Below are 22583 nucleotides of genomic sequence, written 5' to 3'. Positions count from 1 at the left end.
GGACAGTTTAGGCGCTGCCCGCATAAGGCGTCTAGGAAAAGTTTGCCAGCCAGTCCTGCCAGGCGGCCTTTGCCCGGTCGGTATAGGCCTTGTAACGGTCTTTGCGGCCACGACGTCCGCCCTTGAGGCCATCGACCGGGCGGAACAGGCCGAAATTCACATTCATGGGCTGGAAGGTCTTGGCCTCGGCGCCGCCGGTGATGTGGTGGATCAGGGCGCCCATGGCGCTGTCCTGTGGCACCTCGGGCAGATCCCGGCCAAGGATTTCCGCTGCTGCCATCCGGCCCGCAAGCAGACCCATCGCAGCACTTTCGACATAGCCCTCAACCCCGGTGATCTGGCCTGCAAAGCGGATGTTGGGTCTGGACTTCAGGCGCATCTGATTGTCCAGCAGCGTGGGCGAGTTCAGGAAAGTGTTGCGATGAATGCCACCAAGACGGGCGAAACTGGCGTTTTCCAGCCCCGGGATCATCCGCAGCACTTCTGTCTGGGCGCCGTATTTCATCTTGGTCTGGAAGCCGACGATGTTGAACAGCGTCCCCAGCGCATTATCACGGCGCAACTGCACCACGGCGTGCGCCTTAATGTCGGGCTGGTGCGGATTGGTGAGGCCCACGGGTTTCATAGGACCATGGCGCAGGGTTTCGCGGCCGCGTTCGGCCATCACCTCGATCGGCAGACAGCCATCGAAATAGCCTGCGGTCTCGCCCTCGTGGAATTCGGTCTTGTCGGCGGCCAGAAGCGCGTCGATGAAGGCCTCATACTGGTCCTTGTCCATCGGGCAGTTGAGGTAGGCGGTGCGCTCTTCCTCGGTCTCGCCCTTGTCATACCGGGACTGCATCCAGGCCTTCGACATGTCGATGCTGTCGGCGTAGATGATCGGGGCGATGGCGTCGAAGAAGGCCAGCGCCTCGGCTCCGGTCTCCTGTTGAATGGCCTGACCCAGGCTGGCAGAGGTCAGCGGGCCGGTGGCAAAGATCCAGTGACCATCGGCGGGCAGCTCGGTGATTTCCTCATAGGACACGGTGACATTTGGCAGCGCTTTCAGCCGCGCGGTGACGGTTTCGGCAAAGGGCTCGCGGTCCACCGCCAATGCGCCACCGGCGGGCAGGCGGTGTTGTTCGGCTGTGGACATGATCAGGCCATTGGCAGCGCGCATCTCCCAATGCAGCAGGCCGACAGCGTTCTGTTCATCATCGTCCGAGCGGAAGGAGTTGGAGCAGACCATCTCACCCAGATTGCCGGTTTGATGGGCAAAAGTTTCCACCTTGGGGCGCATTTCATGCAGCACCACCTCTACGCCCATATGTGCGGCCTGCCATGCGGCCTCTGAGCCGGCCATGCCGCCGCCCACGATATGCAATGTTTTTGTCATGCCCGCCACATAGGGCAGCTGGGGCCGTCACGCAATATTGCGCGGTGCTGCTTGTGCTGATCGGTGCGAAAAACTGGGGTTTTGGGGCTGTGCAATCCCATCGCCATCAGTGGCAGTCTCGATTGGGCTGACCGGGAGGGGTATTGGGGTCGCTGGGGAACTGTCTGGCCGGGGGAGAGACCCGGTGGAGGGACGGTCCGCATCAGCGACCCTAATTGTGCCGGGGTTTGTGACCGTGTCTCACAAGCCCTGCCCAATCTTTGCCATGATCTTGCCTTGTTTGAAAGACCCGACATGGAAACAATAAATCGCCAATCGTAAACAAAGACTAAAATTTTCGACGTCTTTTAGGTTTTTTTGAGCGGATCAGCAATTTTTCCAGTCGGGGTCGCGCTTTTCCAGAAAGGCATCAATGCCTTCGATGGTGTCGCGCAGCATCAGGTTTTCGACCATGACCGCGCCGGTATGGGCATAGGCATCGGCAGTGGGCAGCTGAAGCTGGTCATAAAACGCGCGTTTGCCGATCTTGACGGCGGCGTCCAGTTTGCCTGCCACGGTTTGGGCGAGAGCCTTTGTGGTCTGCTCCAGATCCTCAGCTGCGGCGATGCGGTTGATCAGGCCCAGTTCCTCAGCCCGCGCGGCGTTGATGAATTCACCGGTGGTTAGCATCTCAAACGCATGTTTGCGCGAGATATTACGGGTGAGCGCCACCATGGGGGTGGAGCAGAACAGGCCGATATTGACGCCGTTGACACCGAACCGCGTGCCCTCGGCAGCGACAGCCATGTCGCAGGAGGCGACCAACTGGCAGCCGGCTGCGGTGGCAATGCCGTGGACCTGCGCGATTACCGGCTGAGGGATCTGTTGCAGGCCCAGCATCACCTCGGTGCAGCGGGCAAAGAGATCGGCGAAATAGGTCTGTCCGCCATCCTCGGCCTGACGCCCTGCCGTCATTTCACGCAGATCATGGCCCGCGCAGAAGGCTTTGCCCCGTCCGGCGAGGATGACGACGCGGGTTTCGCGGTCGTCGCGCAGACTGTCGAGTTCTGCCTGAAAGGCCGCCAGCATGGCGTCAGAGAGCGCATTCAGCCGGTCTGGCGCGTTCAGATGAAGTGTGGCGATGCCGTTGCTGTCGTGACGTTCCAAAATTGTCATCTTGTGTCCCTCCCCGGATTGAGGCCAACGTTAGACCATGTGGCGCCGAGGGGGGAACCGGTATTGCGCCGCCACCCCATGCGACATCCGCTCGCAGGGAACCGGGACTATAAGGGAGAGATAGCACGATGGGATTGGCGTTTGATGCCGAAGGATTGGGTGCCTATTTGCATGAGGTATTTGCAGAGGTGGCCAATGATTTTGTAATCGACAGATTGGACGAGGACGGCATCACGATGCGGCTGCTGGTGGATGAGCGCCACCTGCGCCCGGGCGGGACGATATCTGGCCCGTCAATGTTCGGGCTGGCGGATGTTACGGTCTACGCGCTGGTTCTGTCGCGACTGGGGCGCAAGGCACTGGCGGTGACGACCAATGCCTCCTTCGATTTCATGCGCAAGCCGGTCGGCGGCACGCCTCTGGTGGCAGAGGGCAAGCTGCTGAAACTCGGCCGTCAGCTGGCGGTGGGCGATGTGCTCTTGTTCTCGGAAGGGGATCCGCGACCGGTGGCGCGCTCTACCATGACCTATGCAATCCCGCCAGAGCGCTAGGCGTCAGAGCGCGGTGGCCAGCGGTTGGCCGACTTTCACAAGGGTTTCGCGGCCCTTGGCGCTATTGGTGACCAGATCGTCACTGAACTGCACGCGGCCCGGTTCAAACACCACCACAACGGTGGAGCCGCCGAATTTGAAATAGCCCTTTTCATCCATCTTCTGCACGGCGCCTGAGGTGCGGGTGTTGATGATGGAGCCAACGCCAAAGGCCCCCACCTCGACAAAGGCGTAACTGTCAATGGTGTCTGTGTCGATCAGGGTCCAGCTGCGCTTGTTCTCGCCAAAGACATCCGGCCCGGCCCCCAGTGCAATCGGGTTCACCGAATGGAGCGCGCCGGGCAGATCCTTGGCGGCGCTGATCCGACCGGAGGCGGGGAAGTGATAGCGGTGATAATCCGCAGGACAGAGCCGGACGATGGCCAATGCGCCACCGATGAACCGGTCCGCGATGCCGGGCAGCATGGTGCGAATGGACATCGGATGGCCCTTTACGGGGACAAACACATCCTCCGCCAGCTCTGGAAACACCAGCACGCGGCCATCTGCGGGGCTGACGATCTCGCGGGGATCCTCACGAAAGGGGCGTGCCACAGGCTTTAGATGGCGGGCGAAGAAGCTGTTGAAAGTTGCATAGTTTTCCGTTGGTTCCGTTGCCTCGCTCATGTCGATGGCAAGGTCCTCGACCACGGCCTTGATCTTCCCCTTGGAAAACCGCGAGTCGAACCAAGCGCCCATCAGGCGGCTGATCAGGGCGGAGCGGAACAGCAGTTTTTCCACAGGCTTGGCGCTGGCGTTCTGATAGGCCCAGCGGATCCATGACTCGCCCAGCACCACCTCCTCAAAGGTTTCGCCGGTGTCGCGGTCAACAACGAGGATCGAGTCGCGCTGCATGGGGGCCTGCCAGATTTTGTTTCGCTTCCATCGCGCCTAGCAAGAAGCGAGGCTCGGGCCAAGGGGGATTTGGAGCGCAAGGCAAGGGGTGGGCCGCCACGGCCCGAACGCCTGATGTCCGGGCGATGTGATCATTTGTCAGCAGAGCAAAGAAAAAGGGGGCCGAAGCCCCCTGATGCCTGTCCCTTACGGGAACAGCTTTTTCACATAGTTCGGCAAGGCAAAGGCGGCCTTGTGAACCTCCGGGTTGTAATACCCGGTATCGATTCCTGCCGCTGTATAACGCGCCTCGACATCCGCCAGGCTCACGTTGCGCGCCTTGTCCGAATGGCTGCCCCAGCCGAACGCCATGGGGCCGCCGGCATAGGTTGGCACGGTGGCCAGATAGCAGGAGGCATCGGCAAACAGCGCTTGGAACGCGCGCAAGGTGCCGGTCAGCTCATCGCCCTGCATGAAGGGCACACCGTTTTGCGTGACGATGATGCCATCCTCAGACAGCGAGCGGGCCGCGTGGCCATAGAAGGTGTCGGTGAACAGCACTTCGCCGGGGCCGATGGGGTCGGTGGAATCGACGATGATCACATCAAACGTCTCGGTGTTCTCTTTCATGAAGAGCGCACCGTCGTTGATCACCAGATTGAGGCGCGGATCATCAAAGGCGCCATCGCTCAGCATGGGCAGGTATTCTTTGGAGAAATCCACCACGCCGGCGTCAATTTCCACCATGGTCACATGCTCGACCGAGGTGTGGCGCAGTGCCTCACGGGCCATGCCGCCGTCGCCGCCGCCAATGATCAGCACGCGTTTTGCGGCACCATGGGCCAGAATCGGCACATGGGTCAGCATCTCATGGTAGATGAAGTTGTCGCCTTCGGTGGTCTGCACCACGTTATCCAGCGTCAGAATGCGGCCGAACTGGCCGTTCTGAAACACCTTCAGGCGTTGATGCTCGGTATTGCTGTCATAGAGCATCTCATCGACGCGCAGGGATTGCGCGTAATGCGCGTGCAGGCGTTCGGTGTTCCAGATCTGATCGCTCATGCTGCGACCTCCTTGGATGGGATCCCCTTGGCGAGGAATTCCTCGCCGCGCAGCAGTTCGCGTACCTCAACGGTGGGCGTATCAAAGGCCTCTTTCAGCACATCAACCGCTTTCCACGGTTCGGCATCACCGCACATGAAGACGTCAAAGGCGCCATAGCCGATCTCGGGCCAAGTGTGGACGGAGATATGGCTTTCGGCCAGTACCGCGACACCAGACACGCCTTGCGGCGAGAATTTATGGGTATGGATGTGCAGCAGCGTTGCGCCACAGACCTCGACGCATTTGCGGAACGCGTTCTGAATGCGGGTTTCGCAATCCAGACCGCTGCCGTTCATGACCTCGATAATGAGATGGGTTCCGGCAAACACCTTTCCATCCCGACGGATGAAATGGTCTTCGCGATCCGAATCCACAAGTGAGTTTACGATCGCAGTGGTTGCACTGCGGGCGGTATCTTCCTCTTGGGCGCCTGTCTCCAGACCGATCCCCAGTTGGAAGAGGTTGGCGTCCGTCATGACACTCCCCTTCGTTCCAGTAGATGACAATCCAGCCGGCCCTTAGCGCCCCCCCGGATAAGAGTCCGGGGTTGGGATCGGTACCGAAAGTGAAGCGGCATCTATGGTGGGGGCGGGATTCGATCAAGAGGTTTTTTGTAAAATGAACAGGATCAGCCCATAAAAAAGGCCGGGGCAAGCCCCGGCCGTAAGGTGGTTCCGTTGCCCGGGGATCATGGGCGCCAGAACGGAAGAGTCCCTTGATGCCGTGCCTCTTCACGGGTCAGCCCAACATCTTTGAGCAGTTCCGGAGGCAATTGGCGCAATGCCTGGCGGGTGCGCTGGCGCACTGTCCATTTGGTGACCAGAACCGCAAAGGAGACTGCAACCTCCGCCAGCACCGGCAGGGCGGGGCGGCTGGAGAGATAGAGCATATCCGGCGAGGGTGTTGTTGCGTTCTGTGTCATGGCATTTTCCTATTGTATTGATACAATCCTGTGTTAATATCACAATGCTTGGGTACAATTTGTGGGGCATCATGTCCAAGGAAGGATTGTAATGGGTACAATTTGGCCAGATGAGCTGCCAACCGACCTTTCTGGCCGATCCGGTCCCAAATATCAGAGGGTCGCCGATACAATCCGAAACGCGGTTGAGGATGGTACGCTTTGTGTTGGTACAAAGTTGCCGCCGGTGCGGGAGCTTGCTTACCAGCTGAAAATCACCCCAGGCACCGTGGCGCGGGCGTATTCTCTGCTGACGGATGCAGGGCTGTTGCAGGCAGAGGTGGGGCGCGGCACCTTCGTGGCGGAACCGGAAACCAAGGTTCAGGATGACGTCTGGTCGCGTCAGCTGCACCTGAAGGAGGTCAAAGATCCGGGTCATGTCAGCCTGTTTAGCCCACGGCTGGTGGATGTGGGGCAGGTGGCTGCGATCCGTGAGGCGCTGGTCAAGGTCTCTCAAGGGGATCCGCTACAATTTCTTAATTACCCGACGAGGGATGCCTATCGCCCGCTGCGCGAAGCTGTGGTCGACTGGCTGTCGCAAGATCCGTTGGGTCCGCTGGATGAGCGCGATGTGGTGCTGACCCACGGCGGTCAGAATGGCATTCTGACGGTGATGCAGGCCATTCTGAAGGGACCGCAACCGACGGTGCTGGTTGAAGATCTCTCATACGCCGGGTTCCGGCGCGCCGCTGAACTGGTGCGCGCGCGGGTTGTGGGCGTTGCGATGGATGAGCATGGCATTCTGCCGGACTCTCTGGAGCTGGCGATCCGCAAAACCGGCGCAATGGTGCTCTGCACCAGTCCCGAGGTGCATAATCCAACCGGGCTTTACACGCCGCTGGAACGTCGCAAGCAGATCCTTGAAGTGCTACGTCGCCATGAGGTGCAGATCATCGAGGATGACTGTTATCGCATGGGCGAAGCCCGCGCGCCAAGCTACCGCGCGCTGGCGCCGGATCTCTCCTGGCATGTCTCGTCAATCTCTAAAACCCTGACACCTTCGCTGCGGGTTGGTTTCGCACTGGCCCCCAAGGGGCGTGGCCGGGATCTGCGGCGGATGGCGGAATACAGTTACTTCGGGATTGCGCAGCCGGTTGCCGAGCTGACGCGTATCCTGCTGTCTGATCCGCGCACCAGGAAACTGGTCGCCGATGTGCGCCGGGAAATGGACAGCTATATACGGATCGCAGTCAACACTCTGGGCGGGTTTGATCTGGTCTGGTCGGGCAGCGTGCCGTTTCTATGGCTGAAGCTGCCCTCAGGCTGGCGCGCCGCAGCCTTCACCCGCGCTGCCGAGGCTGAGGGCGTACAGATCCGATCCGCAGATGAATTTGCCCTGCGCGATGGTCGCGCGCCCAACGCGGTGCGGATCGCGGTGAACGGCCATGTCTCGCCCAAACGGTTTGAGGAGGCGATGCTGCGCCTGCGTGCGCTGCTCGACAACCCGCCGGAGCAAATCAGCGTCTGAACTGTTGCCCGGCTCGGGACTGGCTCTACCAGCGTCTTGCACGGAACAGATACGCCATATTCGGACGGGCGGACCTGTGCGCGATCCCGGACCCTGCCTTCCAAAGGAGGCTGCTCCGTTGAAAATTTTGGTGCTGGGAGGATACGGTGTTTTCGGCGCACGTCTCGCGAGGCTTCTGGTGGCCGACGGGCACGAGGTCTGCGTTGCCGGTCGGAACCTGGAAGCGGCCTGGTCCTGCGCGGCGGACCTGGGCTGCCGGGCGATCCGGCTTGATCGAGCTGGCAGCCTCGACGCGCTGGCGGCATACGAGGTCGTCGTCGACGCGGCCGGGCCGTTCCACGCCTATGGAGATGATCCTTACCGCCTCGCACACGCGGCAATCGCGGCCGGCGTCCACTACCTCGATCTCTCGGACAATGCGGACTTCTGCGCAGGCATTTCGGCCCTGGACGCCGAAGCACAGGATGCCGGAGTTTGCGTGCTGTCCGGCCTCTCTTCCGTTCCGGCCCTGTCCTCTGCCGCCGTGCATGACCTTGCTGGCGATGCGGTGCCGGTGGTGATCGACACCGCGATCCTCCCGGGGAACCGCGCACCTCGAGGCCTGTCGGTCATGCAGTCGATCCTGTCCCAGGCGGGGCGCCCCATGCCGGTCTGGAGTGGCAGCCGGTGGGAACGGGCTTTTGGTTGGTCGAAGCCGGCACGATTCACCCTGCCGGGTGGCCTGGTCCGGCAGGCGTGGCAGATCGAGGTGCCGGACCAGCGCCTGTTTCCCGCACATTTTGGCGCACAAACGGTTCGCTTCCGCGCGGGGCTGGAGCTGGCCGTCATGCGATATGGGCTTGCGCTCTTCGCCGGACTGCGCCGGGTCGTGCCAATCCCGGTGAACCGGCCGGTCGTGCAGGTGTTCAAGGTACTGGCCGATCTCCTGGCGCCCTTCGGCAGCGGCCGCGGAGGCATGTCCGTATCTGTCACCACGCGCCACGAACACCGAAGCTGGAGCCTTCTGGCCGAGGATGGCGACGGCCCCTTTATTCCAGCCGTGGCGGCGCGCGCCTTGCTGCGCCGCAGCGATCTGCCGGTGGGGGCCGGCCCCGCGATCGAGGCGATCACGCTGGCCGAGGCTGAGGCCGCGATGACGGATCTCCGCGTGGTCACCGAGCGCAGCGTTGCGCCAACCTCACCCATCTTCCCCCGCGTGCTGGGGCCGGATTTCGATGCGCTGCCTGAGGCAGTGAAGGAGACCCACCTGACGCTCGGCACCTCGCGGTGGGCCGGGCGATGCGAGGTCCAGCGAGGCGCGGGCGTCTGGCCCCACTTGCTCTGCGCGATCTTCCGGTTCCCTACCGCGACGCCGGACATTGAGGTCGACGTGATCAAGACGGTCACCTCCCGCGGCGAAACCTGGCTCCGGCGCTTTGGCTCGAGCACGTTCCGCTCCCACCTGTCCGTCGGTCCCGAAGGGATGCGTGAGAAGTTCGGCCCGTTCATGTTCTCGATCGGTCTCGAGGTTCGGGACGGCGAGCTTCACTATCCGGTCACGGCAGGGCGGGTGGGGCCGATACACCTGCCGCATCGGCTGCTCCCTGTGTCAATCGCGCGTGAGTTCGTCGCCGAAGGCAAGTTCCATTTCGACGTCAAGATACTGGCGCCGGTCACGAAGCAACTGCTGGTTCGATACCGGGGATACCTGGCAGCCGAGGCGCCAGGAGATCCGAGGCGTCCATAGCGCAGGTCAGCAACGACGACTCGCGTCGTCGCCGACCCTGTGCGTTCGGCACAGACACGCCGAATATCCTGCTCCGCCGGGCTCTGACTTCAGGAGCCCGTATCACGTCAGCCGGTTGCCCCCCGCCAATCCGAGCCTCAAGCCACCAGATGTAGTCGTTGAGGTTCTTCGTCGTCGGCTGACAGAATGGCTCGATGAACTTGCCGTAGCGAGCGTGGAGCGAGTTCACATTCTGGATATGATAGCAGCCTGCCGCGACAGGCGTGCCCGGCCTGCTCCCGACCACGAAGTGCTCCAGGTCGCGCGCAGCCGCAAGATCCTTGTAGCCATTGCCTCCATCCGAGCACAGCAGGGCGTCGCCTGGCACGGATGAGGTTCATGGCGCGCTCCACGGTCGCGCTCTTGCGGTTCGGCAGTCGCCGGAAGAGGCGAGGCCCGCCGCGATCAGCGACGGTGAGAACGGGGAGCTGCCACCGTGAAAGACCGCGCATCATCTTCAGCCCTTGCGTCGTGAAATCCTCCCACCGTGGTCGTGGTGGCATTGGAATATTCTTCAGATCGGCGAGGTGCCGGACCCATTCGCGCGACCCCTTCCGGGACTCTCGTTGGTATGTCTCATCCTCCTCGATGATCCAGAACACGAGCATTCGCCAGCGCCAGACCGTGTATTTGTTGAGGTCGAGCTGCTTCGCGAGCCTACGCGCCGATTGCCGTGCCGGGCTGTCCAGCATATCCCTCAGCGCCTCCATGAACAGGTCGGGGCGATGGATGCGGCCGGTGGCGCTCCCGGTTCGTCCTGAATAGGTCTTATGGCAGCCACAGCATTGGTAGCGCTGGACCTTGGTTCGTGTTCGGCCCTACTTCTGACGTCGTGGGTCGCCGCGGAATGGGCGCGTGTATTGCCGGTTTGTCCGTGCTTCGATTATCCGAGATCGCCTCCGACTTCCGCCGAAGATTCAGGATCTTCCTCTGGGCGCCCTCGATCCGGGCCGGGTTCAACTTGCCGAGGGCATCGAGAAAACGGCGAAAGTCGTGGTGTCGCAAGAGCATCCTTCGCTGAAAAGCGGAGGAATATAGGCTCCTTAAGGTTAAGACGAAGCGAACCAACACGGTTAGCCGACACCCTCTATGTTTTTTGCTTTCTTGGCAAACCTGATAGCGAGATGATTAAACTCTGGAAGGCAGAGAGCCTCGAGTTTCGCGAGGCCGCATGTGCCATTGAAGTTCGAGTCGAAGGAACTTTAAATTTCTACTCGATTTTTGATTCTGAAGACATCGAAGGTCATCATGTATCTGGGAGCATGAAGGAATATCTCATTAAAAAAACGAATTATCGGGAATTCTTCTCCGAAGACGAACAGCACCAGATTGGGCAGAGTACGGACTCACCCTCCGAATAAATCCTTCGGATGGAATTTACCCTTCGCCAGCCCCAGCTTCATTGCTGGGATTGTTTTCGTTGAGCTGCTTCCGATCCAGTTGTGCATGAAGCGGTAGATCTCGACGATTTTTGCCATCGTCTCGGGATTATGTAGGTAATGGCGCTCCCAGGTCTGACCGTTGCCGCTTGGCGTGTGCCCAGGTCGTGCGGCGAAGCGAAGGCTTGATCTCACCTCGTGGCGAATAGTAATCGACGCTTCGTAGCGTGGCCAGGCGCATCAGGCGAGCGCTGCGGTCATTTGGCATACTCGGACGACCCGTGAGAGTCCGGATCTCCCTTCCAGGCTCGGATCTGGTGTGGAAGGGCCAATCAAATGGCATTCCAACCGGATGTGTTTCCAGCAGCCCCTCAACCACCAGATCAGTTTGTTCTGCGGCCTCTGCGGCCGTCATTGCTGCCCAGGCGCTGGCCTTGATGCCTGAGGCCGACTCAAGTGCCGCCTTGCCTTCTGCGACGCGGCTGTTTCGCTGGTCGTTTGATTTGTTCTTGTCGAAACGGACCACTCATCGCCCTTCCCGAGAAACTTCCTCAGCATGAAGGCGTGTGCCAAGTGCATGATGTCTTGCCGCACGAGTGTCTCTCTGTGAGGTAACTGCAGCCCGAGATCCACCTCTGGTGCTTCCAGTGGATGAAGCCATTTTCCGGGTAATCCTGTCCAGATAGGCCTTGAATTCGGTATCTGACCAGCCTCGTGCCCGCTGCCGATAGGCGCGAGGAAGGCCGAAATCACCGGCGGCCACCATCTAGGCTTCGATATCAGGAAGCTCCATCACCGGATCCAGCCCAACATGGGCAGCCATGATGTAGCCAGTATTGGCATGCGCGGTGCATAGGTGATGAACCGCGATTTGCGCGCGCGTCTTCTTGTTTGGCCAATTGAGTTGGAGCGTCTGGGAATCCGTGGCGAACCGTCGGCCGACTTTGGTCCAATCCACCTATTCGAAGAGGCCTTCTCGACGGGCGGTGATATCAATCACCCGATCATGGATGAAATCAATCTTCGTATAGACATCGCGCGCAGACAGCCCTGTGAAATCACAGATCTTGGAGATTGGTGTGCCGTTGATGATCATCCACAGAACAGCATTGTTCGCACTGCCTGGCTTTTGGCGGCGTATGCGTGATCCGACCGAAAACGAAGTCAGGCAGGCTTTGCACTTCCAGCGCTGGCTCCTTTGGCGGTCCAGCCAGATTTACGGTAGAGCTTCGGATGCTCTGCCGCTGACCTGCCATGGTTCGTGCATTCGCCATTTGTGCATGCATCCCGCCGAGGGCGCAGGGCAAAGTATGTCTTCTCGTCTCCAGAACCGCTGACCTTGCCGCGTGGAAAGTTTGGTTTGACCTTGGCGCGATTTTTCCCACTGGTGTTCTCCCAGTTGTTCCGGTTTTTCTTATTATTATTGTGGGAGTAGATTGGCCAGAAACTGGCCAACCGAAATTCTAATTTTCTCATTTATTGCAAAGGGCTGGCTGAACATTCCAGCCCCTTTAATATATGACACCATGATCAACGGGGTCGGTTACTCGACCAGGATCGACACGCCCGAGGTGTGGTTACCGATAAACGACCAGTTGTCGCGACCTGCAGCGATACCTGCAGTAATGGCAGCCGCCAGAAGACCTGCAGCCGAGGCACCGCCAACCACTGTGCCATTCAGCTCAGGCTTAAGCGTGGTCCGGCCGGACTGTTCGCCTGCGTTGCACTGTACATAAGCCGGGGTCGGACGGCGTTTGAGCACCGGCACGTTAACTTTTGCCGGGGTGATGAATGTCGCCTTGAATTCGGTGCTTTCGATTGTGCACCTGGCGCCAACAACCTCGCGCATGTTGGCGCTGCTGGGCTGACCGCCTGTCGCCTTCATCTTTTCCTTGTCCAGCACGACATGCGTGCGGAAGGTTAGCTCTTTGTAGCCCTGAATGCGCGGCGCTGTCGTGCTTTGATTCTTGAGCGCCACCGTCACCGGGGGAGTGGTAACTTCGGCGTTTTGCATACAGGCACCAAGGGCCAGCGGCAGGGCGCCAGCCAGAGCAAGTTTTCGAAACATGTAATGAGATCCTATAATTTGTCTTTCTGATGCAGCTTTAACGTGTGAGACAATGGCTGAAAAGGCACGTCGGCCTGTTCCGCGTCGACAGCTGCGGTTTTTTGGTCGGGCTGCAGCGCATCGGGCGGCATCCAAATTTGGGGTATTATCATACCTATTTTTCAAGACATTGTTTTCAAACAATTAAATCAGGTTTGCAGGTGTTGACCTATGCGCGGGCCTGCCGTAAACCCCGTCCATCGAATTCGGGCGCACTGCTTTGGTGTGCCCTTCACGTCAAACAGGATTGACCTGATATGAAAACCTTCTCTGCTACTCCGGCAGACATCGAGAAGAAGTGGATCATCATCGACGCCGAAGGCGTGGTGCTGGGCCGTCTTGCATCGATCGTCGCCATGCGCCTGCGTGGTAAGCACAAGCCGTCCTTCACTCCTCACATGGATATGGGCGACAATGTCATCGTGATCAACGCTGACAAAATCCAAATGACCGGCAAGAAGCGCGAAGAGCACTTCTACTGGCACACCGGCCACCCCGGTGGCATCAAATCCCGCACCAAACAGCAAATTCTGGAAGGCGCGCACCCTGAGCGCGTGGTCTACCAGGCTGTGAAGCGCATGCTGCCCGGCAACCGCCTGTCGCGCCAGCAGATGACCAACCTGCGCATCTATGCAAGTGCCGAGCACCCGCATGAAGCCCAGTCCCCCGAGGTTCTGGATGTTAAATCCATGAACAAGAAAAACACCCGGAGCTGAGACCGATGGCTGATCAGATCAACACTCTCGAAGAGCTCGGCGCCGTTGCAGGCGTAGAAACCGTAGCCGAAGAAACCATTTCGCGCGAACCCGTTCGTGACGAGCTGGGTCGTGCCTATGCAACCGGCAAGCGGAAAGATGCGGTTGCCCGCGTCTGGATCAAGCCGGGTTCCGGCAAGGTCTCCGTCAACGGTAAAGAGCTGAACACATATTTTGCACGCCCTGTGCTGCAGATGATTCTGCGCCAGCCGTTCCAGGTTGCCGGTGTCGAAGGCGAATTCGACGTCTACGCAACCGTCAAGGGCGGTGGCCTCTCCGGTCAGGCCGGTGCGGTCAAGCACGGCATCTCCAAGGCGCTGCAGCTCTACAACCCGTCCCTGCGTGGCGCGTTGAAAGCTGCTGGCTTCCTGACCCGCGACAGCCGTGTCGTTGAGCGTAAGAAATTCGGTCGCCGCAAAGCGCGTCGTTCGTTCCAGTTCTCCAAGCGTTAATCGCTGGATCACATGGATTGGAAAAGGCCGCAGAGCAATCTGCGGCCTTTTTCTATGTCTGAACCATTTGGGGACTGCATCAGCCGGCGCAGGTGTCACCTGCCGCCAGCGTCAGCTATCCGGTTCGATCAGGCCCAGCCCACGCAAGTAGATGCCGATGCCGCTTTCCAGCAGATCCTCGGGCGGGAAGGGCGAGGCCGCGCCGGGTGAGTTCCGCGCGTAAAGCTCAACCACCCCATGGCTCATCGCCAGAATATGGGCCGAGAACATCGAGGCAGGGGGGCGTTTTTCAACCGGGATATGCTTGCTTAGGTCTGCCGCAGCGCGTTCCAGAATGGCGCGGGCGCGATTGGCGGCCTCGGCCAGTTCGGGCGTGCGGTTCACGGAAATACCGCTCTCAAACATGGCGATGTAATGGCCTGGATGTTTGCGGGCAAAGGCAAGATAGGCCCGGCCTGTGGCCTCAAACGCGGCCAGCGCTGACGGCTGATATTTGTCATAGGCGTGCTGCATCAGATCGGCAAACATGATGTAGCCCTGCCTGCCTGCCTCGGCGATCAGATCCTCGCGCCCCTTGAAATGACGATACACCGCAGCCGGGGTGACGCCTGCCTGTTTGGCCGCCTCCGATAGGGTGAAACCGGTCGGGCCTTTCGCCTCGATCAGGTGCAATGCGGCCTCGACCAGCGCCTGACGCAGGTTGCCGTGGTGATATCCGCGTTTAGGCATCCCAAAGATCCGGTCCGCCACAGATCGCACCATCCAGATTGCCAAGCGCTTTGGCGTCTTTGTTGGCATAATCGATAGCGTGCAGCACCCGACGGATGGCGGCCAGCCGTGCGCGCCGCTTGTCATCCGAGCGGACGATAGTCCAGGGCGCATGTTCAGAATGACTGCGCGTCAGCGTGTCGGCGATGGCGGTGGAGTATTCCTGCCAGAGGCTCAGCCCCTTCACGTCGATCGGGCTGAGCTTCCATTGTTTCAGCGGGTCGGTTTCGCGCGACAGGAACCGGCGCAGCTGCTCGGCGCGCCCGACGTTGAGCCAGATCTTGAAGACCTGAATGCCGTCCTCCACCAGCGCCTCCTCAAACCCGTTGACCTGATCGAAAAACCGTTCGCGCTGGCCGTCGGTGCAAAAGCCGAAAACCGGCTCCACCACGCCGCGATTGTACCAGCTGCGATCAAAAAAAACGATTTCACCCGCCGACGGCAGATGGGTGATATAGCGCTGGAAATACCACTGCGTCTGTTCGCGTTCGCTGGGTTTGGACAGGGCCACGATGCGGGCGCCGCGTGGGTTCAGGTTCTCCCGGAACCGCTTGATGGTGCCGCCCTTGCCAGCCGCATCGCGTCCTTCGAAAATGATGGCAATCCGCGCGCCGGTTGCGCGCACCCAGGACTGCATTTTCACCAGTTCGATCTGCAGGCGCTTCATTTCTTTGTCATAGTGCTTGCGGCCCATCCGCGTGTCATAGGGAAAGCCTGGATCCAGCACATCGTCCTTGTCCGCGCCTTTGAGGGCGGTGCGGATCTCATCCGGGGCTTCGGTCTCGTAAAACGCGCTGATGGCACCGTCAAAGGGCAGGGGCATTCGAAAATTCCTTCTGTCTTCTGTCCCTTATATGGGGCTTTGCAGCGAAATGTGAATCGTTTTAACGCAAATTCTCTGCCGTTGCCGCCCGCGCTGCCGCCCGGTCCACCGCCGCAGCAACCGCATCGGTGGCGACCTGATGCGGCATATGGCCGATCCCCTCCAGCACCGTGAGATTGAGCGTGGGCACATCGCGTTCCAGCTGGCGCGCGTGGAGATCCAGCCCGACAGTGGTATCCGCACTGCCATGTACCGCCTCAATGGGCAGGCGAAGGGCGCTGTAGCGGGGCGCCATCATCTTGATTTCCGCCAGAAGGTCAGCGCGCTGGCGGGCATTGGCCCGCAGGGCGGAGCGGCGCAGGGTTAAACCCGGGCCGAAATGCTCAAAATACCCCGCCGGAACGGGCTGCGGGGCAAAGACCTCAGTCAGCGTATCGCGAATGGTGGTCTCCGGCACATAGGCGGTCAGCACCGGGACGGCCAGCCGTTGACCCAGCGGTGAGGAGGTAATCTTGTAAAATGTGCTGAGCGGGGTTGGCCAGGGATGCGAGACCGCACCGACGGTGACGAGGGCAGAGAGGCTCTCCGGCGCATCCAGCGCCCAGGCCAGTGCAACACCGCCGCCGTAGCTTTGCCCCAGTACGATTGGGCGCTTCGCCCCTAATTCGGCAACCGCGCCACGGATCAGGGCGGCTTGCCTGCTCAGCGAGGCTTGTGCGCCGCGGGTGCGGTCACTGTAGCCCAGTCCGGGTCGATCGACGATGATCACCCGGTAGCGGTCGCTGAGGGTTGGCGCGAGGCGAAAGGTCATATCACGGATATGACCGCTGGCGCCATGTATCAGCACCAGATCCGGCGCGCGTGCGCCTGCGGGCAGGGCGGCGGGCTGTCCCAGATCCAGCAGGTGCACCTGCTGCCCTTCAACGGTCACAAATGTGCCCTGCGGCGGGTAGGCCGACACCGCCTCAGCCTCACGCGTAGTGGCCCGCCACAGTGTCACACCAACGCCAAGCGCCAGAACCAGCCCGGCGGTCACCACACCCTTAACGCCCAATCTCAGCCATGTCGAAGGGGGTGGATTGATAGATATCATTGATCCAGTTGCCATAAAGAAGATGCGCATGGCTGCGCCATCTGTTTTGCGGTTTGCGGCTGGGATCATCATCCGGATAGTAATTCATCGGCACGTTGATCGGCGTCCCGCTGGCCACGTCGCGGTCATATTCCTGTTTCAGCGTATCACTATCGTATTCAAAATGATTGAAGATATAGAGCGCGCGGTGACTCGGATCCTCGATCAGGCAGGGGCCGGCATCCTGACTGCCCAGAAGGCTGCGCAGTCCGGGCCGCGCGTCGATCTCGGATTGGCGAATTTCGGTCCAGCGCGACACCGGAATAACGCAATCATCCGAAAATCCCCGCAGATAGGGCGAGGCAGGGTCGAGGTTCTGGTGCCGGAAACAGCCAAAGACCTTGTGATCCAAGAGGTGTTTCTTCACCCCGTGGAAGTAGTTGATCATCGCCATGCCGCCCCAGCAGACGCCAAAGGTGGAATGCACATTGGTCTGGGTCCAGTCAAAGACCTCGCACAGCTCATCCCAATAGGTGACGTCCTCGAACTCAAGATGTTCAATCGGCGCGCCGGTGATGATCAACCCGTCAAAGCGCTGATCCTTGATTTCCTGAAAGGGACGGTAGAATTCGGCCATATGCTCGGCCGCGGTATTGCGGGTCTGATGCTCCGTCATGCGGATCAGCGATAGGTCGATCTGCAAGGGCGTCGCGCCGATCAGCCGGGCAAACTGGTTCTCGGTCTGGATCTTCTTCGGCATCAAGTTCAACAGGCCGATGCGCAGCGGGCGAATGTCCTGACGGGCCGCCTGATCCGGCGACATGACCATCACGCCTTCGTTCGTGAGAACGTCATAGGCGGGGAGGTCTGAAGGGATCTTGATCGGCATATCGTGTCCTTTGGTGTGTTTGTCCCGTCCATACTGGTCGGGCTCGTTCTGACCCGGAGCAAATCCCCGGGGGGTGGCCTGTATCCGGCCCTCGTGATGTAGAAGGCCTAGCCGCGCGCCTCAAGAGCGCCCGCGATCACGTCTGTGAAATCAGCCTCGGTGCGGATGCCCGAAATCTGATCTGCTGTTACCGTGACGCCCCATTTTTCGGCCATCGCAGCATAGCGGGGCTGGCGATGGGCGAGCGCCTGCGCATAGGTCCAGCGAATGAAACTATCAGGATCCACATCGGCCTCTGATAGGGTGTTTTCCTTTAGATACTCTTGCCAGACCCGGGCGAGGAAGGCCGGTTCATAGGCCATGGGTTTCGGCGCGCGGTCGAACCGGCGGATCAGCTCTTGGGTATGGGCTTCGTCGCCCTTGATCCAGACCATCAGCGTGTGCTGCGACAGCTCTGTCAGCAAAGGGTCGTTGGGCTCGCTTGCATCGACCCATTCGCAGATGCTGCCACCGGTGTCGCAGATGAAGTTCGGATAGTCATAGAGCCGCGCAGCGCGGTCGATGAAATAGCCAGTATCGCGCAGCGCGTTCAGCTCAGCGGTGCGGAACTGGTCCTGACGGCGGGTATATTCCTGCATTGCCAGCCCGCCCTTGGCCGGATTGCCGGGCTTGCCTAGATAGGACGCCACCGGTGTCAGGTTCTCAAAGCTGATATTGGAGCCGATGTAGATCGAGTCAGACAACAGAAGATCGCGCAGAAACGGCACCTTCATCGCCTCTGCCTTGGCATTGTCGGCGATATATTCGCCCATGTAGCGGGTACCGATGCGGTAATCAATAGAGTAGTGAAACCAGCTGCCCGCACCGCGCAGGATGTTGCTGATATAGGTCTTGCCCAGACCGGACATGCCAAAGAACAAAACCCGCTTATGCGGCACCTTACGCCACTCTTCGGCAGACGAATAGAGCATTTGAAATCCGGTCCCTGTTGGTTCCTTGCCTTGCTACTGAGCAATGTCGCGTGGGTCAATCGGCAGCGCCCGCAGATGGCGCGCTGAGGCGAGGTCGTGACATGAAAAACCCCCGCACCATGGGTGCGGGGGCAAAGCTGGTTCTGGCCCTGTCTTTGTTACAGCGCGGCCTGTAAGCGCACGCAGGTTTTACGCCAGGATCAGAAGCTATAGCCGACCTTCAGGCCAAAGCTGACAGCATCGTTGTCGCGAAAGTTCGCGACGCCCACAGCACCACCGGGCGCGGCAATTGCGTCACCCAGTCTGGTATAGCGGATACCGGCAGAGATCTTCATCTTGTCCTGAGTGTACTGCACGCCAAGGCGGATTGCCTCATAGCCGTGCGTGGGTGCGAGCGGTGAGACAAGGTTGTCGCCATCAACATCTGCATAGATTACCGCAAGCGAACCAGACCAGTTCTCGTTGAATTTGCGACCCACGCCAAGGGTGTAGGTGACCGAGTCATCAAGGTCGATCAGGTCTACGGTGCGACCGGCCTGACCGCTGAGGCCCGGCACAACCAAGTTGGTGACGCTGTGCTCTGCCCAGCGAATGCCGCCAAACAGCAGCGTGTCTTCGGCAATGCCCGTTTGAAGGTCCAAGTTGACCGACTGCGGTGTCTTGGTCTTGGTCGATGTTCCTACTGAGACGCCATTGGCAAAGGTTTCGTTCAGGTTGAAATCATGCTCGATTTCGGAGCTGTAGGTCAGTGCCGCGCGCAGGGCGATTTCTGGGATTTCATAGGCAACGCCCGCGACCCAGCCAAATGCACCGTCCTTGTTGACCTTCACGTTATATTGGCTGCCGATAGAGGAATAGGCGCCGCCCGCCAGGTTAATCGCGCCGTCAATCTCTTGGTAACGAATGCCGCCATGAACGCTGAAGTTGTCGTTAAACTTGTAACGAACAAGTGCAGTGATTGCGTTAGAATCCGCCACTGCCGTGGTGCCGCCCAAAAGGAGCGAGCTTCCAACCGGGTAATTCACGTCGACGCCCCACGGCTGATCGAAGATCACTGCGAAGGACAGCTGCTCGTTGATGTCCCGCTTGTAACCGGCACCAAACATGTTGAAGCGGTCGCCGACATCGCTGGTCGCAGATTGAAAAGGGTTACCCGCGGTGCCGACGGTGGTGGTGGCGCGGTCATTGCCGGACAGATCTACGGATGAGGTCGCCACGGAAAACTCGGCGTAACTGCCTTCTTCGAAGATGATGCCAATCGGCTGGCCGGTCCGATCAAGACCGCTGGCCATAGCGGAGCCGGAAGCCAGCGCCAGCGCCGCTGACGTTGCAAGATAGCGTTTCATTGTTCCTCCCTGTCCAGACTTGAGCGTCTGGTTTTAACATTGGAAAACGCTAGCAAGGGGGAATTTTTCGGTCAATGTTGACGCAAAGGCAATCAAGGGCAAGAAAGTCAGACTGATCTTCGTTGTTCTGAATGCGCACGCAGACGCCCGGCCGCATCCAGAATATTGATGTAGTTCGCACAGAAGATCACCGCCGCGCCCAACAGGATCCAGAGGTTAAGCGCTTCACCATAAATCAACATTCCGGCTACAGCGATGGTCGGCAGGCGGGCGAAATCAATGGGCACCACAACGGTGGCCGGAGCAATTGCGAGCGCCTTGGTCATGCAAAAATGTGCAGTCAACCCTGCGCAGCCAATCACCAGCAGCCAAAGTGCCGTTGCGGCATTTGGGATTGCAATCACCCCGTCCCAGCCAGATATCGCCAGACCCATTCCCAGTTGCATCAGGGTCAGCCACAGCAGGATGGAGCTGATCGGCTCATGCCGGGTCAGTCGCTTGGTGAACATGATCGTGAGCGCGAAGAAGACAGCAGAGCTGGCCGCCGCGATCACGCCTAGGTTCAGGGACTCCGGACTGGGGCGCGCGACAATCAGAATGCCGATAAAACCAAGAGCCGCCGCCAGCACGCGGGGTTTTGTCAGAGCTTCGCCCAGCAGCAGTGGTGATAGCATCAGCACCCAGAGCGGGGAGGTGAATTCCAGCGCAAAAACCTGTGCCAGCGGGATCAGGGTCACAGCAAAAAACCAGAGGTTCTGCCCGGTGAAATGCGCGGCATTGCGGATGAGATGCAGGCCAAGCCGGTCCCGCCGTACCTGCCGCCAACTGCCCGTCGCGGTCAGAACCGCGACCACAATCACCAGACCAACGGCGCTGCGGTAGGTCATGATCTCAAACGTGTCGAGGCTCAACCCTGCCTCTCGACCGGCAATTGCCATGGCAGAGAAGGAGACAATCGCTCCGATCATCCAAATCGCAGCCGTGCCTATTGGTCGGTCGTTCAGTTCCATCACCGCCCCCGCGTGCCATTCTCCGGGGCAGAAGGGGGCAGTTTTTAACTTAGGTCAAGCCATGTTCGCCGCGCGGTCCAGTCCCGGGACACGGATATGCCGGGACAGCTATTCGGCAGCAACCTTCCCGATCGTCCCACCCTGGCGTGGCGGGACCGGTACATCGAGCCGGTTTCCGCGCTGAATAAAGCCCTTGGCAGCCTCTTCTGCGTTGAAATTTATTCGTGACAGCAGCGTTTCTACCTCAGCGATGAGCGTATCAGTTATATGATTATTTTGCGGTGATGCATTCGTCTTGGGCGGTAGTTTTGCGTGCCGTGTGTGTCCCAGCGCCCGAAGCAATTTTGCCGCTCCATTTGGGGTAGTGGCCTCTTCCAAGGTTGTCTCTACAAAGTGGAGCTGATCACCGTAGAGAGCTTTATAGTAAGCATATCGCGCCTCCATTTCCAACGCATACCAGATCGCGGTGCCAACATCTCCCAGATGCTTCAGAGGGGTCGGATCCACAATCTTGTTGGGATAGGTCGGATGCAGGTACCATTGCCAAGGGACTGTAATATTGAAGAAATCATTGCGGTTGATGTAACTTGCGATCTGTTTGGCTAAGTCGCGGCGCAGAACGACGATGGTGCTACTAGGCGCAAGGCCATGCTCAACAAGGGACTCAATGAGTCCGCATTTTCCCAAGGTGTGGTTGCTTTCGGCATAGGGAGCTTGAAGCTCGCCAAGCTTGCCCTCCCAAAAATCGCAGATAGGTCCGTTCATGCCGTAGGTATTGAAGCGCCGCATATGGCCGATACTGGGCAGGCGGGTGCCATAGTCATCCAGGCCAAAAGGCTCATGCACCGATGGAATATTCAAATTCTCACCGAGAAAACGTGCGAGCCAGGCCGTGCCGGTGCGCCCAGCAGAGAGGGTGAAGATAAAATCAGGCCGCGGGCCGGGGGCGGCGCCGCTTCCTGAGGGCGGGTGACCAGACATCGCGGCAGATGTGCGGTTGGGGGTCACCTGATCTGGCGTTGCAACCGGGCGGGCGTAGCCGAAGCGGGCAATTTCATCCGCGGCTTCCTGCTCAATCAGATCAGCGGTATCGGGGTGTTGGGCGAAGACGGTCGCCGGATCGGCGCCGTGTTTTGGGCGAAGTTCGCCCTTGGCGCTCAGGCTGGAGAACCGCGCCCAGAGGCCGTCAATACCCAGCGCGTTGACATCCTCCTCAAGATGCTCGTAACGCAGAAAGATGTCGGGGCTGTTCGGGCCAGTCAGTGGCGCGATGCGGCGGTTCTCGCTCAAAACGCTGCGGAAGTGCCCGACAAACTGGTCAAATGGAATATCGCGTTTGTCCATCCTCTCCCAGTAGTAGCGCGAGATAATCGCATCGTAGGGGTCACGCCAGATCGTGATCTTGGTGTAACTCTCCCAGATATCCTGTGGAACAGCGGCGCGGATCTGCCCGGCGGTCATATGATTGAAGAAAGCCTGCGTGCCCTCATTTCCATCCGGCCAGGTCTGGGTTTGATGGTTCTGAGGCCCGGGATAACCCAACTCTCTCCGGCTCTCGTCATCCTTTGGGCTGATTGGTGTGATGATGCTGTCGTCATCGCAATAGCTGGACAGTGCGATTTCAAACGAGGTTCCGCCAACCTTCTTCGTTTTGATGAAAATTAGCTTGAGCGGATGGCAGATGATCATTCCGGAAATGCTCCCAATAGAGGTTCACCGAAACCTCGCAGAGAGAGTTTTTCAAATCGTTAAAACATCA

The 22583-nt window shown here is 59.6% G+C and carries 22 protein-coding genes; 6 read left to right on the top strand and 16 right to left on the bottom strand.

Going from position 1 to position 22583, the window contains the following annotated elements; all coding sequences use genetic code 11:
• Positions 1–31: 31 nt before the first annotated feature.
• Together trmFO and INHI_RS0108620 are read right to left on the bottom strand one after the other, a co-directional pair.
• Positions 32–1375, bottom strand: coding sequence for a methylenetetrahydrofolate--tRNA-(uracil(54)-C(5))-methyltransferase (FADH(2)-oxidizing) TrmFO (gene trmFO, locus INHI_RS0108625; RefSeq protein WP_027247387.1), 1344 nt, complete (start codon positions 1373–1375; stop codon positions 32–34).
• A 366-nt stretch (positions 1376–1741) separates the two neighbouring features.
• Positions 1742–2530 (bottom strand): enoyl-CoA hydratase, encoded by a 789-nt coding sequence (locus INHI_RS0108620; RefSeq protein WP_027247386.1) that lies wholly within the window; start codon positions 2528–2530, stop codon positions 1742–1744.
• Positions 2531–2658: 128 nt separating this feature from the next.
• Here INHI_RS0108620 and INHI_RS0108615 point away from each other — a divergent pair, with 128 nt between their 5' ends.
• A complete protein-coding gene (locus tag INHI_RS0108615) occupies positions 2659–3081 on the top strand; it encodes a PaaI family thioesterase (protein ID WP_014874559.1) in 423 nt (140 codons plus the stop codon).
• A gap of 3 nt (positions 3082–3084) precedes the next feature.
• On the opposite strand, the gene asd is transcribed toward INHI_RS0108615, so the two are convergent.
• The 4 genes from asd to INHI_RS0108595 all read right to left on the bottom strand — a co-directional run bounded on the left by asd (position 3085) and on the right by INHI_RS0108595 (position 5980).
• Entirely contained in the window at positions 3085–3975 is an 891-nt protein-coding gene (gene asd / locus INHI_RS0108610; RefSeq protein WP_027247385.1) for an archaetidylserine decarboxylase, read from the bottom strand.
• A gap of 186 nt (positions 3976–4161) precedes the next feature.
• Positions 4162–5016: a polyamine aminopropyltransferase gene (speE, locus tag INHI_RS0108605; protein WP_027247384.1), complete on the bottom strand. Its 855-nt coding sequence runs from the start codon at positions 5014–5016 to the stop codon at positions 4162–4164.
• Positions 5013–5534 (bottom strand): adenosylmethionine decarboxylase, encoded by a 522-nt coding sequence (gene speD, locus INHI_RS0108600; RefSeq protein WP_014874562.1) that lies wholly within the window; start codon positions 5532–5534, stop codon positions 5013–5015. Before speD ends, speE begins: the two co-directional genes overlap by 4 nt.
• A 212-nt stretch (positions 5535–5746) precedes the next feature.
• Positions 5747–5980, bottom strand: coding sequence for a DUF1127 domain-containing protein (locus tag INHI_RS0108595; RefSeq protein ID WP_014874563.1), 234 nt, complete (start codon positions 5978–5980; stop codon positions 5747–5749).
• Between the two features lie 91 nt (positions 5981–6071).
• On the opposite strand from INHI_RS0108595, the gene INHI_RS0108590 reads away from it, so the two are divergent.
• Together INHI_RS0108590 and INHI_RS0108585 are read left to right on the top strand one after the other, a co-directional pair.
• Positions 6072–7487 (top strand): aminotransferase-like domain-containing protein, encoded by a 1416-nt coding sequence (locus INHI_RS0108590; RefSeq protein ID WP_014879919.1) that lies wholly within the window; start codon positions 6072–6074, stop codon positions 7485–7487.
• Between the two features lie 118 nt (positions 7488–7605).
• On the top strand, positions 7606–9213 hold the full coding sequence (locus tag INHI_RS0108585; protein ID WP_027247383.1) for a saccharopine dehydrogenase family protein: 1608 nt from the start codon (positions 7606–7608) through the stop codon (positions 9211–9213).
• Between the two features lie 1527 nt (positions 9214–10740).
• Here INHI_RS0108585 and INHI_RS0108570 read toward each other — a convergent pair.
• Positions 10741–11157 carry a hypothetical protein gene (locus INHI_RS0108570; protein ID WP_027247380.1) on the bottom strand — a complete coding sequence of 139 codons (417 nt, stop codon included), beginning with the start codon at positions 11155–11157 and terminating at the stop codon, positions 10741–10743.
• Between the two features lie 333 nt (positions 11158–11490).
• On the opposite strand from INHI_RS0108570, the gene INHI_RS21060 reads away from it, so the two are divergent.
• Positions 11491–11778 carry a hypothetical protein gene (locus INHI_RS21060; RefSeq protein ID WP_123585456.1) on the top strand — a complete coding sequence of 96 codons (288 nt, stop codon included), beginning with the start codon at positions 11491–11493 and terminating at the stop codon, positions 11776–11778.
• A gap of 396 nt (positions 11779–12174) precedes the next feature.
• Here the strand turns inward: INHI_RS21060 and INHI_RS0108555 are convergent, their stop codons facing one another.
• Complete coding sequence (locus tag INHI_RS0108555; RefSeq protein ID WP_027247378.1) at positions 12175–12699, bottom strand: hypothetical protein; 525 nt, start codon at positions 12697–12699, stop codon at positions 12175–12177.
• A 296-nt stretch (positions 12700–12995) separates the two neighbouring features.
• Between INHI_RS0108555 and rplM the strand changes: the two genes are divergently transcribed.
• Positions 12996–13454, top strand: a complete 459-nt coding sequence (gene rplM / locus INHI_RS0108545) for a 50S ribosomal protein L13 (protein WP_014874569.1) — start codon at positions 12996–12998, stop codon at positions 13452–13454.
• Positions 13455–13459: 5 nt separating this feature from the next.
• Positions 13460–13945, top strand: a complete 486-nt coding sequence (rpsI, locus tag INHI_RS20460; RefSeq protein ID WP_014874570.1) for a 30S ribosomal protein S9 — start codon at positions 13460–13462, stop codon at positions 13943–13945.
• 111 nt (positions 13946–14056) lie between these two features.
• Here rpsI and INHI_RS0108535 read toward each other — a convergent pair whose 3' ends face one another.
• From INHI_RS0108535 to INHI_RS0108500, 8 genes are all read right to left on the bottom strand, one after another.
• Positions 14057–14674, bottom strand: a complete 618-nt coding sequence (locus INHI_RS0108535) for a TetR/AcrR family transcriptional regulator (RefSeq protein ID WP_014879920.1) — start codon at positions 14672–14674, stop codon at positions 14057–14059.
• Positions 14667–15536, bottom strand: a complete 870-nt coding sequence (gene ppk2 / locus INHI_RS0108530; RefSeq protein ID WP_027247376.1) for a polyphosphate kinase 2 — start codon at positions 15534–15536, stop codon at positions 14667–14669. Before ppk2 ends, INHI_RS0108535 begins: the two co-directional genes overlap by 8 nt.
• 61 nt (positions 15537–15597) lie before the next feature.
• Entirely contained in the window at positions 15598–16590 is a 993-nt protein-coding gene (locus tag INHI_RS0108525; protein ID WP_027247375.1) for an alpha/beta fold hydrolase, read from the bottom strand.
• Entirely contained in the window at positions 16580–17497 is a 918-nt protein-coding gene (metA, locus tag INHI_RS0108520) for a homoserine O-acetyltransferase MetA (RefSeq protein WP_014874573.1), read from the bottom strand. The genes INHI_RS0108525 and metA overlap by 11 nt, the downstream gene beginning before the upstream one ends.
• Positions 17498–17604: 107 nt before the next feature.
• A complete protein-coding gene (locus tag INHI_RS0108515; RefSeq protein ID WP_027247374.1) occupies positions 17605–18468 on the bottom strand; it encodes a hypothetical protein in 864 nt (287 codons plus the stop codon).
• 200 nt (positions 18469–18668) lie between these two features.
• Positions 18669–19814: an OmpP1/FadL family transporter gene (locus INHI_RS0108510; protein ID WP_027247373.1), complete on the bottom strand. Its 1146-nt coding sequence runs from the start codon at positions 19812–19814 to the stop codon at positions 18669–18671.
• 107 nt (positions 19815–19921) lie between these two features.
• On the bottom strand, positions 19922–20824 hold the full coding sequence (locus INHI_RS0108505) for a DMT family transporter (RefSeq protein WP_027247372.1): 903 nt from the start codon (positions 20822–20824) through the stop codon (positions 19922–19924).
• Between the two features lie 108 nt (positions 20825–20932).
• Entirely contained in the window at positions 20933–22513 is a 1581-nt protein-coding gene (locus INHI_RS0108500; RefSeq protein WP_027247371.1) for a sulfotransferase family protein, read from the bottom strand.
• Positions 22514–22583: the final 70 nt, after the last annotated feature.

The sequence above is a fragment of the Phaeobacter inhibens DSM 16374 genome (assembly GCF_000473105.1).
In the GTDB taxonomy this organism is placed as follows: domain Bacteria; phylum Pseudomonadota; class Alphaproteobacteria; order Rhodobacterales; family Rhodobacteraceae; genus Phaeobacter; species Phaeobacter inhibens.
This window is presented reverse-complemented; position numbering and strand designations above follow the sequence as displayed.